Raw genomic sequence first — 17,427 nt, 5'->3', positions numbered from 1 at the left:
ACATTTGTAATGAAGAACCTAATTAGAATTATTATAGTAAGCGCGTTTTTAAGTTTGGGAACAGGAAGGGTTATCGCACAGATAGACCCGCACTTCTCACAGTATTATGCCAACCCCTTATGGCTAAACCCAGCCCTAACGGGGGTAACTGATGGAGATTATAGAGTGTCTATCAACGCAAAGCAACAGTGGGGGACGATTTCTAATTCGTTTTTAACCGGGGGTGCGTCATTTGATATGGCCCCCGTTAAAAATCTAGCTTTCGGAGCCATGGTCTTAAATCAGAGTGCCGGTGATATCGGCTATAACTACCTAAACGCCCTGGTGTCGGCCGCTTACCGGATTCATTTCGGACAAACCGGATTGAATATGATCAACTTCGGTGTGCAGGCAGGAATCCTCAACAAAAGTTTTGATGCCTCTAAAATCACATTGGGCAGTCAATTTAACCCGGTAACTGGTTATGACCCCAATTTTGGTATCAATGAAAACTATGCTGCCACCAACTCACTCGTTCCCGATGTGAATGTAGGGGTGATGTATTTTGATGGAAATCCAGACCAGACGGTCAATGTATTTGGTGGTGCTACTGCAGCGCATATCCTCCGACCTAACGATAAGTTCTTAGGAGCAGAGGTCAAAATGCCCATCCGTTATGCGGCACATGGCGGAGCAAGGGTAAGGGTAACCGATATGCTGGATATTACGCCTAATGCGTTATACATGAGACAAGGAAATGCAAGGGAAACTTCTTTTGGTGCCTATGCCAAGGTGATGTTAAATACAGAAGCCGACCTGATGTTTGGTACCAACTATAGGGTAGACGATGCCGCAATTGCCTTCTTCGGCCTGAACATTAAAAATATGGTATTTGGATTGAGTTATGATTTCAATACTTCAAGCCTGAATAAGGCCACCCGAAGCCAGGGAGGATTGGAACTGTCGGTCTCCTTTACCAGAAGAAAAGGAATTATTGGTCCTAACTTCTTTTGTCCAAGATTATAACCCTACCTATCATGAAACTTAGAATATTACTCGTTTTTATGCTGCTGGCCAGTATGGCTTCTGCTCAGTTTGTAACCAATAGTAAAAGGATTGCAGATGTGTATTATCAGAATAAAGAATATTATGCTGCTGCGGAATATTATAAAAAAGCATTACAGATCTCCTCCGATTCCGCGGGCTTTGTAGTGCCTTATGGCTTTGTTAGCAAGATTCAGCCAGATAACCCGAAGAAAGAAGATTATGAATACTGTGTCTATCAATTGGCAGAATCTTTAAGACAGTACAAAAACTTTAGAGATGCCGAAAAGTGGTACGAAATTGCCCTTGGCTTCAGTAATCCTAAATACAATTTAGCGTACTTCTGGTATGGCGTAACCTTAAGAGCGAACCAGAATTATGATCAGGCCATTACTGCTTTTCAGACTTTTCAAAGTAAGTATAAAAAACAGGATGAATATCAGGAACGCGCAAAAACAGGCATCGCTTCCTGTCAGTTTGCACGCTTTGAAGTGAGCCATCCCAGGTTGTATAGCCTAACCAGGTTAAACAATGATATCAATCAGAAAGGCTCCAATTATGCGCCTTTATTGAGAGGTAATATTTTATACTTTACTTCCTCCAGGCCTGTGGATACCAAAAGTAAAAGTATCGTCCTTTCAGATGATAAAAGCAATGCAAAGGTGACCAGAAAAGAAAGCCCATATATTAATGCGATTTATGAAACTGCCGGAAACCCATTGAAAGAAAAGATCACGATCAGCAAAGTTCCAAGTACCCTGAAAGGAAAAGATATTGCAGCACCGGCCTTTCTCCCAAATGGGAAAACAATGTTCATGACCGTATGGACTGCCAAAGACACCAGAAAAATTTACCAGAGTACCCGCAACTCCTCCGCAGAAAGTTCCGCATGGTCTGATCCGGTGGAACTGGGTGGAAATATAAACATCAATGGCTTTAATGCCATGCAGCCCTTCGTGAGCAGAAATGGAAAATACCTGATCTTTTCTTCGGATCGTCCGGGTGGTTTCGGAAAATATGATTTATGGTATTGCGCGATTCGTCCAGACGGATCCCTTGGTCAGGCCGTTAATATGGGAAATACCATCAATACTGCCGGTGATGAGGAAGCACCATATTACAATGTGAAAACGAAAAAATTACTATTTAGCAGTAATGGGAAAGTAGGGCTGGGCGGTTTTGATTTCTATGAAAGTGAAGGTGATTTCGACAGCTGGTCCGATCCACGTAATCTTGGTTACCCTTTCAATTCTTCTAAAGACGACCTTTACTTTACACCCGTAGATGGAGATGATGTGGAAGGTTATATCAGCTCCGACAGGGAGTCGCTATGCTGCCTGGAACTCTTTTACCTGAAGCGTGAATTCCTGAATGTAAGAGGTCAGATCATCGATTGTGAGACCAAAAAACCACTGGAAAATGTCATTGTAACGGTGTCCGATTCCCTGCAGGAATTTAAGTTTACCACAGGGGCGGATGGGAAGTATAACTTTAAACTGAATACCAATCGTCAGTTGCAGCTCACCGCAGAAAAAGCAAAATATTTCAGTAAAAAGCTGCGTTATACCTATGATCAGCTTGCCCAGAAAGATACCCTGATTACTGAAGAAATTTGTCTGATCCCGAACGGCCCTAAACCAATCCGTTTAAATAATGTGCTTTATGAGTTTAATAAAGCCGACCTGACAGAGGCCTCTAAAGCGGAACTGGAAGTCCTGTACAATGTGATGATTGATAATCCATTGGTGGAAATTGAATTGAGTGCCCATACTGATACGATAGGTTCCCAGGCCTATAACCTCGACCTGAGTAATAGAAGGGCCAAATCATGTGTGGATTACCTGGTCAGCAGAGGAATTCCCGCCAGCCGCATGATCAGCAAAGGCTATGGCTCAACCATGCCGGTTGCCCCGAACTTCCTACCAAATAAAAAAGACAATCCTGCCGGAAGAGCACTCAACAGACGCACAGAATTTAAAGCCATTAATAACAAAGAAGATTAAGATAAACATAGATTCCCGGTTTAGCCCCCGATTGATAAAGCCCGTTTTAACCGGATTTATCATCGGGGGTTTTACTTTTTAGTTCATAATCAACACTTTGTTGAAAAAACATTTACCACGTATCTTCTAAAACTGTAAATTGGTCTTTATTTTTCAACTATGCGCTACTCAAAATATGCCGTCCTGGTGCTATTGCTCTTCTGTTTCGCGCTGGCTAATGCCCAAACTGTTCAGGTAACTAATATTCTGGATGCCGGACCGGGGTCATTAAGACAAGCTATGCTGGGGATTCCTACAGATAGAACGGTGCCATATATCATCCAGTTTAACATCCCTGGAACACCAGCCAATGACGGTGCGCGTACCATCCGATTAAAAACAGCATTGCCAGTAATTCCTTCCAATGTGGTCATCGATGGGAGTACCCAGAGCTGGGTACCATTAGGGGTTTCTGGAGCTAAAATAATCCTGGAGCCAGAGGTACCTGGAACTACCTTTTCAGGTTTGACCATCGGTAACAATTACACCAATTTTGCCCCTGTAACTGACGTAGAGATTTATGGCTTATACCTGAAAGACTTTGCAAAAATTACCGATTTAAGGAATGTCAATCAAGGACAGGGTTCAGGAATTGTAGTCAATTACAGAGCGGGAAATATCAAAATTGGTGCCCCCGGAAAAGGAAATGTAATCAGTGGGAACATCAATGGGATTTCTTTGCAGAGCAACTATTATTATAACAGTACCCCAGTTAGCCCGATCATCATTCAGTCTAATTTAATAGGTATTCATTATGATGGAGTTACCGCAAAAACGAATATAACGGGGATACTCGGAAACCTGGATGAAAGTTCGATCAACGTCGGGGGCGACAATGCCAATGAAGGAAACGTCATCTCTGCGAATCAGTTCAACGTAGTCATCAATAGGGTCAATCAATTCAATACTGCGAACCGGTTTGAAATTAACCTTGTGAACAATAAAATAGGAACTGATTATACCGGGACGGTCGACTTTTCCCGCCTGGCTTTATTTCTTTCTTCTTCCACATTGGAACTTGCAGGGGTAAAGGTGAATGCAACAGCTTCAAATCTGACCATGCGGAAAAATGTGGTTTCGGGTAATAGAACCGTTGGGATCTCCATCACCAATGCTTCCTTTATCATTACCGGAAATAGAATCGGAACAGGAACCGCAGGAACTGAAAATCTAAAAAATGGTACCGGGGTAAGAGTCGAGAGTATGGGCGAAGGTACACTTGGCGGCGGTGATCCCGGAGAAGATAACCTTATTGCCTACAATGATTACGGCTTTGAATCCGTCTCCAACAGACCCGTAAAAATTACCAGAAACAGTTTTTTCTGTAATGTGATCGGGGGTATCATGCCCACCAGAAACATCCTCCAGCCTTATATTCAGCTCTTAAAAAAAGAACCAGGTTCTGTGTCTGGAAAAGCAACGCCAAATGCTGAAATAGAACTTTTCTACACAGACAACTGTCCGAATTGTGAAGGGAAAGAATACTTTGCAACGGTACGTTCAGGGACAGACGGCAGGTGGCAATCACCTGTGCCAGCTAACAGGAATGTGACCGCTACGGCCAGTTTGTTAAATGCCACAACTTCGCCATTTGCTAACGGAGATTTACTGCCAAATGAAGCAATAGAAGAGCCAGTCACTTGTCTGGGAAATGGCTCGATTAAAGTACTGGAACCAAGGGTCGGGATTACTTTTCAATGGTACAAAATTTTACCGGACGCTTCACGTGTTCCAATTGGCAATACACAGGAAATTCTGAACCTGGAAGAAGGCTTTTACGAATTGGAAATAAATGATGGCTGTAAAGTGATCAAACATGCCCCGCTTTATGAAATTAAAGATCAGAAACTAGGAGAAGCAATCATTACCGTTCCTCCACCTGACTGCGGGCAAACGAATTTTACCTTTAGCGCAAATGCGGATCGTGGAAAAGGAGTGGTCACTTATGAATGGTTTAACAACGCAGGTGTATCATTAGGTTTCGGCAGACAAAAGACATTTGAGCAAGGCAGTTATTATGTGATTGCAAGGGATGAAGCAGGCTGTGTAAAGACTTCTGCTGTGTTCAGTATTGCCAGAAAACCGATGCCGGTAGTCAATACCAGGAATGCCACCTTTACAGACGCCAGCTGCGGTCAGAGTAATGGCGGGATCACTGGATTAATTATTGATGATGCGACAGGTACACCAACTTATGCCTGGTACAAATTTGATGCGATCAGCAATCGGTACATCAATACATCGATCACTACCCTGGATTTAACAGATCAGGAAGGCGGGAGGTATCAGCTAGTTATTACGGATGCCGGTGCGTGTTCACCAATAAATAAGTTTTTTGAGATCCAAATCAGAAATACACTTTCCATCACGGAAGGAGTCATTAAAAATACCACCTGTAATCGCGATAATGGAACCATTAACCAGGTGGTGATTTACAATGCCGACCAATACGAATGGTTTGATCCGGCAGGAAACCCTATAGGTGGTAAAGTGCTAGGTTATACATCTGGAACCACCCTTCCAATTTTAGAAAATCTTAAAGTAGGCCGCTACCGCCTGGTAGCCAGTTTGAGCAATGCCACCTGTACAAAAGAGCAGTTTTTCAACGTGACGGCTATTGTGCCTACACAATACCAGTTTACAGTGAATATTAGTCCGGCAACCTGCGGATTAAACAATGGGAAAATCACACTGAATTACCAGACCAGTTCGCCGCTTCCGGTAAGTTACAAATGGAAAGACATTGCGGGTGTAGACAGGTCTGGAACCATCCGGGAATTGAAAGACCTGGAGCCTGGAACTTATAGTCTATTCGCTTATGACGTGAATGGCTGCGAAATGATCTTAGGTCCTTATGAAATCGTACTGGTTCCTTTATTGGTCATCGAGCCATCCAGCGGAGTGGTCACAGATGATGGTTGTACTTTATTACGCGGTGCGGTTAAAGGCATCCGTATCAATGGCGGGATTGCACCTTATACTTTCAGCTGGACCAATGAGGCTGGCGCATTGGTGCAATCTACACAAGATCTGATTGGCGTGCCGGAAGGAAAATATAAACTGACGGTAAAAGACCAGACCAGCTGCGGATTGGCCATCAGCGAAGTTTATACCGTTGCTAATCCAGCCTTTATTATTCCAACACCAGTCATGAACGACTTGCGGGTGTGTTATGCCACAGAAATTATGCTTTCGGTTATTGCGCCTGAAGAAGGTACCTACCAGCTTTTCCAGAAGGAAGATGATACCATGCCGATCATGGAATCTACCAACGGGCGATTCATTTTCAAAGCCTCAAAAACGGCAGATTACTTTCTGCGCCGTAAGCTGGGAAGCTGCGTTTCTGAGTTCACAAAAGTGAATGTGGAAGTGACCAACGATAACCTGGACATCAAGAACACCATGACCCCTAATGGAGATGGGATGAATGATTTCTGGCTGATCACCGGATTGCCGGAAAAGATAAATATCGATATCAAGCTCTACACCAGAAGCGGACAGCTGGTCTACGAATCACTTGGACAATACACCAAACCTTTTGATGGCAGATTCAGAGGAAAAGACCTGCCTGCCGGTGTATATTATTATGTGATCGACCTTCGTGCAGATTGCAAACCTTTGGGTGGCAGTTTAACATTACTACGTTAAAAAATACCGGGTTAATAGATTAGAATTGTCTGGTAGCGCATTTTGCCTGATACCTGTTATTGAGCAAAATGCCCAGCACAATTTCATGCGTGCCATTGTTCACAGATTTTAAAGCAGAGGTGGTCACATCATAGGAATAACTGATGTTGAAGAAAGAGCCAATATTTAAACCGGCCAATGCAGAAAAGGAATCGTTGTTCCGGTAACTTCCGCCTACCCAGAATTTGTCCTGATAGGCTACTTTTAAACTCGCATCAAAGGTTGGCGGAGCAGAAATCCAATAGCTTAGCAGGGCAGAAGGGATCATAGCTACGTCTTCATCAACAAAGAATTTATAACCCGCCGTTCCATAAAATACGGTGGTCTGATAAGCGGAAAGGCTGCTGCTCTTTACCGCTGTAGGGACCCGGTAACCCAACAGCTGCTTGGCAGAACCGCCAAGAAAGAACCTCGGACTATACAGCCAAACTCCAAAACCAACATCAGGACGGATGCGGTTATTGTAATCCGCAGTGAGCAAAGGATCACTGCTGTTTTCTACATTCACACGCTTTACATCAATGCTCGTAGAAGCAAATCCGCCTGAAACACCTACAGACAGATTCAGATCGTAACTCAGGCCAAGGTGGTACGCATAAGTCGCATTCACATTGGTTTGTCTGATGCGCCCCGCTTTATCCGCTAGCGCATAAAAGCCAATGCCATGGTGCGGCTCTGCGGCAGTATAAGAATTGACATAACTGCGGCTCAATGGATTGTCGCCGTTACCTGAAAAAGAATTCACAGAACTCCTCACAAAATCTTCTCCTATCGGCGCATGAATGGAAACATATTGTGTAACCGGTGCGCCTTCCAATCCTTTCCATTGATTTCTATACCCCAATTTCACATCTGTATAGTTGTCTATGCCTGAGAGTGCTGGATTAAACAAATAATTATTGAAAATATATTGCGTAGAACGCGGGTTTTCCTGCGACCAGCTTTTTACACTTAACAACAGGAACAATAAGAGGCTAATTTTTGATTTCATTGTAACTCATTGCTAAATGACTCTCAATAATAAGATAAATTTTACTGATAATGAACACTATGCTGATTTCTATACTTAGATTTGTGAATGAAACACTCAGAAAGTCACATTCAAATGGTCGCAGATACGCTAATGCCTGGCTTCATACCTCATGATCCTAAGGAAACTACCTTGATCTTTCACTTTACTTTACCTCCGGATGAGAGCTATAAAGTGGAATATCTGAAGTCTGCTAAAAATGTCTGGGAATTTAGCAAATCTGAAAAAGTAGTGCGTTAAAAATTACAATTATTTCTTTTAAGAAAACCAGGAATTTAATTACTTTTGATTGATACTCAGTATGATAGCTGAATTGGTGTGAGGGCACCTCTATATTATAAATAGGATAATTAAATATTTTAATTGCTATAGCGTAGTTAAATAGGCTATAAAATCATCAAACTGAGTAATAATCTCCCGTTTTTTTTCTGGGGCTTTGCGCTGTTTTTTAGCTTTCCGTTATACGAGTAAGGGGAAGTTTACCTGCATCTGGCCTGATTATTGCAAAAAGATGTTATAGGGTGTGATTAAATTGTCATATAATTTTCTTCCTGTATACCATAGAGATACGCAATACCTGAGGTATGGTAATTGTTAAACGGTAGGTAACTAGATCTTAAAAAATTGGAAAATAACTTGGGGGGGGTCTTAGTTTCATCAGATGAAGAGGCAAGACTGGAAAATTTAAAAAAATACAAGATACTATATACGAAAACTGAACCTTATTTTGATCAGCTGGCTGCGATTACCGCAACTATGATGAAGACACCTATTGCGATGATCAATTTCGTAGATAGGGATGTGGTCTGGACAAAAGCTGATCAGCACGGACAAAGCGGCAAAGAATTGGAGCGAGGAGCGAGCCTCTGCTCGCTAGCCATTCTCAATGATAGTTTCACCGTATATGAGGATTTAATTCAGAATCCTGCATTGGTGTCTAATCCACTTTATGTCGGAGAGTCTGGCTTGGGCTTTTATGCCGCTGCTGCCATTACCACCAACGAGGGTTTTAGAGTTGGGGCAGTTTGTGTCATCGATAAAAAGCCCCGTGTATTTGGAGAGGAAGATCGTAAAAAACTGGAAAAAATTGCCCTGATGGTCCGACTGGAAATGAATAAAAGAATCGGGATCTCTTAAACAGTAATGCCTTCTTTTTTCAGGATGTAGTTATAAATTCCAGTAATGGGTTTCTGGTAGATCTTGCCGACATGAATGTGGTTCTTTATACAGATTTCTCTCAGGATATCCTGATAGTAAAAGGCAATAGACCCTACAAAATGGCAATTCAGTGTTTTGTAATTACTGTATTCTTTGATGTTGCTGTCTACAAATTCCTGAAAGCCAGCTCTTAAAATTTGCTGGATATAAGGGTGATCGGTATGGTCGGCCATGAAACGGCTCACCGAAGCCAGGTAGGTATTTGGAGATGGCATTTGATACAATTGAGTCACAACCGTCTCTTTGTCGATGGGGTAAGCCTTCGCGAAAGCAGTAGAGAGTTCCGTAGGCATGGTGCCATAAAGGTAGCCAGTAATCATCTTGCGGCCGAAAAAGGTGCCTGAACCTTCATCACCCAATACATAACCCAACCCATGATGGCCGCTGTGTACATTCTTGCCATCATAATAGGAAATGTTAGAACCTGTGCCCAGAATACAGGTCAATCCTTCCTGATCACCGCAGGTGGCATAAGCCGATCCGATCAGGTCATGCTCCACTGAAACATAAGCCTGGGTGAAAAAAGAGGAAATTCCATTAGAAATTACCTCCACCTTATCCGGTGAAGAGCATCCAGCGCCAAAAAAGTAAATTTCCTTTACCTGATCTGCATAAGCGGCAATTTCTTTCTTCTTAGAAAAAAGCTTAAATATGTCCTGCGCATTCAAAAAATAAGGATTAATTCCTTGGGTGCTAAAGCTAATGGTTTCTTCCGGGGTGTATCCCATCCAATCGGTTTTAGAAGAACCGCTGTCTGCTACTAGTATCATTCGCTAAAAATAACAATCTTATTGAATATTTAACGTTCCGCTAATTTCTTTTAGGCTGATTTCTGTCAGTTTTGCCTGATATTGGGCATCTAGATATCGGGTGATTGCCGTTATTGAGTTTCTCTGTGCCTCCCTGAGTTCTAATGGAGCGATACTGCCCAGTCTATATTTCTCAAGTGTAATGTCCAGATTATTTTTAGCAATATCCAGATTGTGCTGCTCCACTTTCAGTAAGTCCAGATTGGTCTGGTAATTCTGAAAAGCTGTGAGTAACTGCGCATTCAAATCCAGCCTGGTTTTCTCCAGATTCAGCTCCGAAGAATTGATCTCTATTTTTGCATTGCGTTCATTCTGGCGTTGTAAAAAGCCGTTAAACAGGTTCAAACTGGCAGTTACACCATAGGTGAAACCCCGGGCGCGGAACTTCTGGTTAAATCCTGTTGGACTGGTGCTATTCGAGAACTCATAACCGCTATTTAAGCCAACGGTAGGGTAACGCTGTCCCTTTACCTGTTTTAATGCCAGCTCAGCAATCTTTTTATTGATAAAAGCAGATTGCAATGCCGGACTCAATTGTTCCGTTAAACCGGCTAGTGCTGTATAGTTCAGGTTTTCTTCGATTTTGATTTGCTCTTCTACTTCAAAAACTAGGTTAAGGTCGCGGGCCATCACCTGATTTAAAGTCACCATGCTGTTTCTTAATAAATTCTGCTGCTGCAGGTAGGCAGAAGTATCTGCATTATAATCCACGGTTGCAGCAAGTACATCCAGTTTTGAACCCCTTCCGATGGCCAGTTTATTCTGCGCAATAGTTAAACGCATCTTAGAAATGTCTAGTGAAGTATCCGCAGCCATCACCAATTGCTGCTGCCTGGCAACGGCATAATAACCACTGATCACGTCGGCAACGGTAGTCAGGATGGTTCCTTTTGCAGTCACTTCTCCCAGTTTCTGTAATTCCTTCAGGCGGTCATAATTGGCAAACATCTGGAAACCGTCAAAAACCGTCCAGCCCAGCGAAGCGCCATAGTTCTGGTTGGTGCTTTTTACACCATCTGATTTTTTCTCGACACCTGTTGCTGCGGTTTGCACGGTATTCTGTCTGCTGCCACCCTTACTGTAATCGGCGGTCAGCTGCGGCAGCATTCCTGCGTTCCCTGGATTCACATTGTTTTTCGCAATGCGGATATCATTGTTCACGAGCTTAATGTCGTAATTGTTCTTTAATGCAGTGCTGATGGCCTCTTCCAGACTCAGTTTTTGCTGTGCAAAACCAGTACTGCCCAGTAGCAATAAGGCAATGCTGAACAAGAGGTTTTTGCTTTTTAGGTAGCTTGGAAACTGGATCATGATCTCTTCTCTTTTTTTTCTGACGCCTCTTCTGCCAATGCGGCTTTCAGCGAAAGTTCTAATTCTGTATTTGCTTTGTGTTCTTTTGACCAGTAGGAATAAATAGCCGGGATTACAAATAGGGTTAGGATCAGGGCAAACGTCGTTCCCCCAACGATCACGATTCCCATACCCATCCTACTTTTTGCAGCAGCACCTAAGGCCATTGCAATAGGCAATGCGCCGATGGCAATCGCCAAACTGGTCATTAAAATTGGCCTTAACCTGGAAACTGAGGCTTCTCTGATGGCGTCATGTACACTTTTACCAGTCTCTTTAAGCTGATTGGCAAACTCCACGATCAGGATACCATTTTTGGTCACCAGGCCGATGAGCATAATCGTCCCAATCTGACTAAAGATATTCCAGCTTTGTCCGAAGAGCCATAGGGATAAAAATGCTCCGGCAACGGCCATAGGTACGGTCAGGATAATGATAATGGGATCAATAAAGCTTTCAAACTGGGCTGATAAAATGAGGTACACCAGCAATAGCGCCAATCCAAAAGCAAACATGGTATTGGAAGAACTTTCCTTAAAATCTCTGGATTCACCACCAAGATCTGTGGAGAAAGATTCGTCAAGTATTTTCTCAGAAATCCGGTCCATGGCCGCGATTCCTTCACCAATACTCTTACCTGGAGCCAAACCTGCTGAAACAGTGGCCGAAATGAAACGATTATTTCTATACAATTGCGGCGGACTACTTTTTTCAATTGCTGTGACCAGATTGTCAATTTGGATCAGTTCGCCCTTGTCGTTTCTAACATATACTGAACTTAAATCCAATGGATCTTTACGGTCGTTCATCTCAAACTGTCCAATCACCTGATATTGCTTGCCGTTCATGAAGAAATAAGAGAATCGCTGTCCGCTCAATCCCAATTGCAGCGCAAGGCCGATATCGGAAACCGATACACCCAGGTTTCTAGCCTTGTCCCGATCAATAGTTAAATCGATCTCCGGTTTATTAAACTTAAGATCTACGTCAGAAGTGGTAAAGGTGGGGTCTGTGGCCACCTCATTCATAAACAAGGGCATTTTTTCACGAAGCTTTTCGAAGTTTTGTGCCTGAATGATATAGTTGACTGGTAATCCGCCCCGACGGCCCACAGAAATGGTTGGCTGCTGTGTGACCACTACTTTTCCCTCCGTATAGCCTCTGGTAATCTTGGTCAGCTTGGCCGCAATTTCATCCTGCGTCCTTCCACGGTCTCCCGGATCACTTAAACCCATCCGGATGAAACCACTATTCGTAGATCCCGAGCCTCCAAATCCTGGAGAGGTGATGGTAATATTTACCTTTGTTTCCGGAATGGAATCACTGATCATCTGCTGAATTTTCATCATAAAACGATCCGTATATTCAAAGGAAGAACCCTCAGGGGTAGTGACCCTCATATTGATGGCACTTCTATCGTCATAAGGCGCAGTTTCTTTTGGGAGCAGCTGCCAAAAAAGCCCGATCACAGCCACGCAGACTACAATAATCGGAATGGCCAGCCATTTTTTATCCAGGAATTTATTCAGGTTTTCCGCATAACTTTCATTCAGCCTCACAAAGTAAGGCTCGGTCATATTGTAAAACTTAGATTTCTTATGCCCTGTTGATTTCATCAGGTAGGCATTCAGCATCGGTGTTAATGTTAAAGATACGAATGCGGAGATGAGGACGGCGGCACCAATCACAATCCCGAACTCCCGAAAGAGCCGGCCCACAAATCCTTCTAAAAAGATCACCGGTAAAAACACTGCAGCCAGGGTGACCGAGATCGAAATTACGGCAAAGAAAATTTCATTGGAACCTTTAATGGCGGCTTCGAAAGGAGAATAGCCTTCCTCTACTTTCTTGAAAATATTTTCTGTGACCACAATCCCGTCATCTACTACCAGACCGGTGGCCAGTACAATCGCCAGGAGCGACAATACGTTGATCGAGAAGCCGAAAATGTACATGATAAAGAAGGTGAAGACCAAGGATACCGGAATGTCAATTAAAGGGCGAATGGCAATGGCCCAATCCCTAAAGAACAGGTAAATGATGAGGATCACCAGTACCAGGGAGAGCATAATGGTTTCTGCAACCTCTGTCACCGACATCTTGATGAACTTTGTATTGTCTAGGGAGATGTTTAACTTAATGTCTTCCGGAATGTCTTTTTTTAACTGCTCAAATCTTTTGTCGAATTCTTTAGAAATCTCCAGGTAATTGGCACCAGGCTGGGGAATCAATCCCACCGCAACCATTGGTTTTCCGGATTCTCTTAAAATGGTCTCTTCGTTTTCTGAACCCAAAGCGGCATAGCCAATGTCCTTCAAACGCACCACCTGATCTCCATCATTTTTCAGAATCAGGTTGTTAAATTCCTCTTCATTGGTCAATTTACCCAATGTTTTTACAATCAATTCCGTATTGGCTCCGGTAATTTTTCCGGAAGGCAGTTCTACGTTTTCATTGTTCAGGGCAGTCACAATATCTTGTGTGGTTAAACCATAAGCCGCCAGTTTATCCGGAGAAATCCGGATGCGCATCGCATATTTCCGCTGTCCCTGGATTTGGACACTGCTCACCCCGGTAATGGTTTGCAAACGATCTGCAATCACGTTTTCTGCGTAGTCACTCAGCTCCATGACATTCCTTTTATCACTTTGGATGGTCATGGTGATAATCGCATCAGAGTTGGCGTCCGCCTTACTCACTACCGGATTTCCATCAATGTCTTTCGGTAAACTTCTCGCCGCCTGGGAAACTTTATCCCTCACGTCATTCGCCGCGTCATCAATGTCTTTATTCAGGTTAAATTCTATGGTAATATTACTGCTTCCCTGGTTACTGGAAGAGGAAATGTTCCTGATCCCGTCAATTCCGTTGATGGATTTCTCCAGGGGTTCTGTAATTTGTGATTCAATAATATCTGAATTTGCTCCAGGGTAGGAGGTCCTCACCGAAACTACGGTAGGGTCGATGTTCGGATATTCCCGGACACCCAGAAAATTATAGCCGATCACTCCGAAAAGGAGGATCATGAGGTTCATAACGATGGCCAGAACGGGCCTCTTTATACTGGTGGTTGAAATACTCATAAATAAAACTTAATTTTTAACCACAGTTACTTTCACAGGAGCATCCTGCTTTAAGGCCATTGCACCAGTAGTGAGCACGGTATCACCCACATTTAATCCCGAAGTAATCACAATATGTTCCGCAGTACGCGTCCCTGCTTCTACAGGAATCTGCTGTGCTTTTCCATTTTTGCTGATGAATACCGTTTTTCCTTTTAACACCGGAATAATGGCTTCATTTGGAATAAGGATCGCATCTTTTGTGGTACTCAGCGCCAGTTTAATTTTAGCAAAAGAACCCGGACGAAGTTCCTGATTCGCATTAGGAACCAATGCTCTGATCTGTAAAGTTCTGGTTGCCGTATTGATGCCCGGTTCAATTGCATATACGCTTCCTGTAAATGTTTTCGCATAACCATCGGTGGTAAAGGAAATGTCTGCACCCGATTTAATCTGTCCGATGTATTTTTCCGGAACAGAGAAGCTCAGTTTTAATGGGTTAACGCTGGATAGATTGGCAATGACCATCGTTGGGGTTAAATAAACACCCTCAGAGATAGAGCGCAGACCAATTTTTCCGTTAAATGGGGCATAAATGGCGGTTTTTGCCAGTTGTGCCCGCACCAGCTGCACCTGTGCTTTTAAGGATTGCAGGTTCGCCAATGAGGTGTCATATTCTTCCTGACTAATGGCACCTTTATCCAATAGCTGTTTAGAGCGGTTTTCATTGGTTGCACTCAAACTTTGTTTGGTCAGTGCATCCTGTAATTGTGCCTGTATGTCGCGATCGTTGATCTTCACCAGCAAAGTACCCTTGGTTACGTTAGAGCCCTCTTTGAAATTAATCTTAGTCACCAATCCAGATACCTCCGAACGCAGGTCTACGGTTTCATTGGCTTCCAGGGTTCCGGTGATGTCTATATTGCTGTCAAAATCACCTGTTGAAACGACCATTCCGTTCACCTGTAATCCCTTTGCCGGACCTCCTTTGCCTTTTGACATTCCGGGGCCGTCGCCGGCAATTTTTTTATTCGCTGAAATCCGATAGTAAACTAAATAGGCGATGCCTAGAGCGATGAGGGTATAGATAATGTACCTTAGTTTCATATTTGTGTGGTGTGTGTAGTCATGTAACAAGCAAAAATATTTATTTAAACCGCCTCTAATCGCTTGTATTAAGGATGTTACAGCTTAATTGCCAATTTAAAGGCAAGCAAAAAGGATAAGTCATAAATTTGCGAAACAGTATGACCCTTGAAAAGGCAGATGGTTTAGCGTAATTTAGGCAATTCGTATAATAATTGTGTGACAAAAGGAAAAGAGATCGGTTAGGCGCTTAAGGGAGCCGATGAAAAGATCTGGGAAATATTAAAATCAGCAGGAAACAATTCAATGAAAAAAACAGTAACAGGATTAGTATTATTACTATCATTAGGTATGACCGCAAAATCGCAGGTGAAAGTAGATTTCGAGGTGAGCTTTATAGAGCCACAAGCCCACTATGTGGAAATGGAGATGAACATTTCCGGATTAACAAAAGACTATGTAGATGTAAAGATGCCGGTATGGGCACCAGGTTCCTACCTGATTCGTGAGTTTGAGAAAAGTGTAGAAGATTTTACTGCCACTGCAAACGGCAAACCGGCAAAATTTGAGAAAGTAAGAAAAAATGCCTGGAGAATCTATACCGCAAAAGCAAAAGACGTAAAAATTAAATATAGAGTGTATGCCTTTGAAGTTTCTGTGCGTACTTCTTTCATTGACGACCGCCATGCTTTCCTATCGAGCACGGGTATTTTCATGTATCCTGATGGGATGCTGAACCTACCAAGTACGGTAAAAGTGATTCCTTTTAAAGGCTGGACACAGGTGTCTACAGGTTTAGAGCCAGTTCCAGGAAAAGCATTCACTTATAGAGCAGCAGATTTTGATGTGTTATTCGATAGCCCGATCGAAGTAGGAAATCAGGATATTTTCGAATTTCAAGCTTCTGGTGTAAAACATACGGTAGCGATGTTTGGTGGTGGTAACTACGATAAAGAACGCTTAAAAGTAGATATGGCGAAAGTTGTGGAGCAGGGTACCGCTATTTATGGCGAAAACCCGAACAAACACTACACTTTTATCGTACACAACTTTTCAAGAGGTGGCGGCGGTTTAGAGCATTTAAACTCTACAGTGCTTGGCGCTTCCCGCGATGCCTACAATACACCAGAAGGTTATTTAGGGTTCATGAACCTGGTTGCTCATGAATACTACCATTTATGGAATGTCAAAAGAATGCGCCCGATTGCTTTAGGCCCATTTGATTACGACAATGAGAACTATACCACTAACCTTTGGGTGTCGGAAGGTTTCACTTCTTATTATGAGAACAAACTGGTATTGCGCGCAGGTTTTGTAAATCAGCAGGAATTTGTAGATGGATTGGTGACCGCAGTAGCTAACGTATCAAATACACCTGGTGCTAAAGTACAGTCTGCAGCAGAATCTAGTTATGATGCCTGGATTAAAGGATACAGACCAAATGAAAACTCTAACAACACTGGTGTTTCTTATTACAGCAAAGGTGAGGTTGTAGGTCTGTTGATGGACATCGAGATTGCAAATGCAACAAAAGGAAAGAAAAGTCTGGATGATGTGATGAAAGCGATGTACCTGCAAGGGAAAAAACTAAACAGAGGATATACTGACGCCGAATTTAAGGCAATGGTAGAAAAGATCAGCGGAAAAGATTTTACTGATTTCTGGGCTAAATATGTGACAGGTACACATGCATTGGAGTATGATAAATACTTAGGCTATGCAGGTATCAAGGTCAAAAATGAAAACGAAGGAAAACAAATTCCATATGTGGGCGTAGCAGCAAAGAAAACTGAAGGAAGAATCTTCATCTCTGCAGTATCAAGAAATTCGGCTGCATGGGTAGATGGACTGAATGTAAATGATGAACTGATCAGCGTAAACGGTATTCCCGTAACGGCAGTGGTATTGGACCGTATGCCAGTAATTGCAAACAGCAAAGTAGGTGACGTGATCACAGTGAAGGTTGCAAGAGATGGTTTGGAAAGAGATTTCAAGGTAACCTTGAAAGCCAATCCAAACTTGAAACTGGTAGCAGAGCTGGATCCAAATGCCAGTGCAGCAGCAGTTGCAGTACGTAAAGGCTGGATGGGCGTTTAATCTGGTAACCTGTAAAAGAAAAG

General features: G+C 42.9%; 11 protein-coding genes. 6 read left to right on the top strand and 5 right to left on the bottom strand.

The window, feature by feature from the left end:
- Positions 1 to 9: 9 nt before the first annotated feature.
- The 3 genes from H9X96_RS09665 to H9X96_RS09655 all read left to right on the top strand — a co-directional run bounded on the left by H9X96_RS09665 (position 10) and on the right by H9X96_RS09655 (position 6,713).
- A complete protein-coding gene (locus H9X96_RS09665) occupies positions 10 to 1,005 on the top strand; it encodes a PorP/SprF family type IX secretion system membrane protein (protein ID WP_187666087.1) in 996 nt (331 codons plus the stop codon).
- Positions 1,006 to 1,016: 11 nt separating this feature from the next.
- A complete protein-coding gene (locus H9X96_RS09660; protein WP_255431071.1) occupies positions 1,017 to 3,026 on the top strand; it encodes an OmpA family protein in 2,010 nt (669 codons plus the stop codon).
- A gap of 159 nt (positions 3,027 to 3,185) precedes the next feature.
- A complete protein-coding gene (locus H9X96_RS09655) occupies positions 3,186 to 6,713 on the top strand; it encodes a gliding motility-associated C-terminal domain-containing protein (protein WP_187666086.1) in 3,528 nt (1,175 codons plus the stop codon).
- A 19-nt stretch (positions 6,714 to 6,732) separates the two neighbouring features.
- On the opposite strand, the gene H9X96_RS09650 is transcribed toward H9X96_RS09655, so the two are convergent.
- Positions 6,733 to 7,743, bottom strand: a complete 1,011-nt coding sequence (locus H9X96_RS09650; protein ID WP_187666085.1) for a type IX secretion system membrane protein PorP/SprF — start codon at positions 7,741 to 7,743, stop codon at positions 6,733 to 6,735.
- 87 nt (positions 7,744 to 7,830) lie between these two features.
- On the opposite strand from H9X96_RS09650, the gene H9X96_RS09645 reads away from it, so the two are divergent.
- Together H9X96_RS09645 and H9X96_RS09640 are read left to right on the top strand one after the other, a co-directional pair.
- Entirely contained in the window at positions 7,831 to 8,022 is a 192-nt protein-coding gene (locus H9X96_RS09645) for a hypothetical protein (RefSeq protein WP_187666084.1), read from the top strand.
- Between the two features lie 384 nt (positions 8,023 to 8,406).
- Positions 8,407 to 8,919: a GAF domain-containing protein gene (locus H9X96_RS09640; RefSeq protein WP_187666083.1), complete on the top strand. Its 513-nt coding sequence runs from the start codon at positions 8,407 to 8,409 to the stop codon at positions 8,917 to 8,919.
- Here H9X96_RS09640 and H9X96_RS09635 read toward each other — a convergent pair.
- Genes H9X96_RS09635 through H9X96_RS09620 form a run of 4 tightly spaced genes read right to left on the bottom strand, consistent with a single transcriptional unit; the run spans position 8,916 to position 15,328 of the window.
- Positions 8,916 to 9,770: an N-acetylglucosamine kinase gene (locus H9X96_RS09635; protein WP_255431070.1), complete on the bottom strand. Its 855-nt coding sequence runs from the start codon at positions 9,768 to 9,770 to the stop codon at positions 8,916 to 8,918. The genes H9X96_RS09640 and H9X96_RS09635 overlap by 4 nt on opposite strands.
- 18 nt (positions 9,771 to 9,788) lie before the next feature.
- Positions 9,789 to 11,120 (bottom strand): TolC family protein, encoded by a 1,332-nt coding sequence (locus H9X96_RS09630; RefSeq protein WP_187666082.1) that lies wholly within the window; start codon positions 11,118 to 11,120, stop codon positions 9,789 to 9,791.
- Positions 11,117 to 14,242, bottom strand: coding sequence for an efflux RND transporter permease subunit (locus tag H9X96_RS09625; protein ID WP_187666081.1), 3,126 nt, complete (start codon positions 14,240 to 14,242; stop codon positions 11,117 to 11,119). Before H9X96_RS09625 ends, H9X96_RS09630 begins: the two co-directional genes overlap by 4 nt.
- Before the next feature lie 9 nt (positions 14,243 to 14,251).
- A complete protein-coding gene (locus H9X96_RS09620) occupies positions 14,252 to 15,328 on the bottom strand; it encodes an efflux RND transporter periplasmic adaptor subunit (RefSeq protein ID WP_187666080.1) in 1,077 nt (358 codons plus the stop codon).
- Positions 15,329 to 15,613: 285 nt separating this feature from the next.
- On the opposite strand from H9X96_RS09620, the gene H9X96_RS09615 reads away from it, so the two are divergent.
- Complete coding sequence (locus H9X96_RS09615; RefSeq protein ID WP_255431069.1) at positions 15,614 to 17,404, top strand: M61 family metallopeptidase; 1,791 nt, start codon at positions 15,614 to 15,616, stop codon at positions 17,402 to 17,404.
- The last annotated feature ends 23 nt before the right edge of the window (positions 17,405 to 17,427 follow it).

The sequence above is a fragment of the Pedobacter sp. N36a genome (assembly GCF_014472395.1).
Taxonomy (GTDB): Bacteria; Bacteroidota; Bacteroidia; order Sphingobacteriales; family Sphingobacteriaceae; genus Pedobacter.
This window is presented reverse-complemented; position numbering and strand designations above follow the sequence as displayed.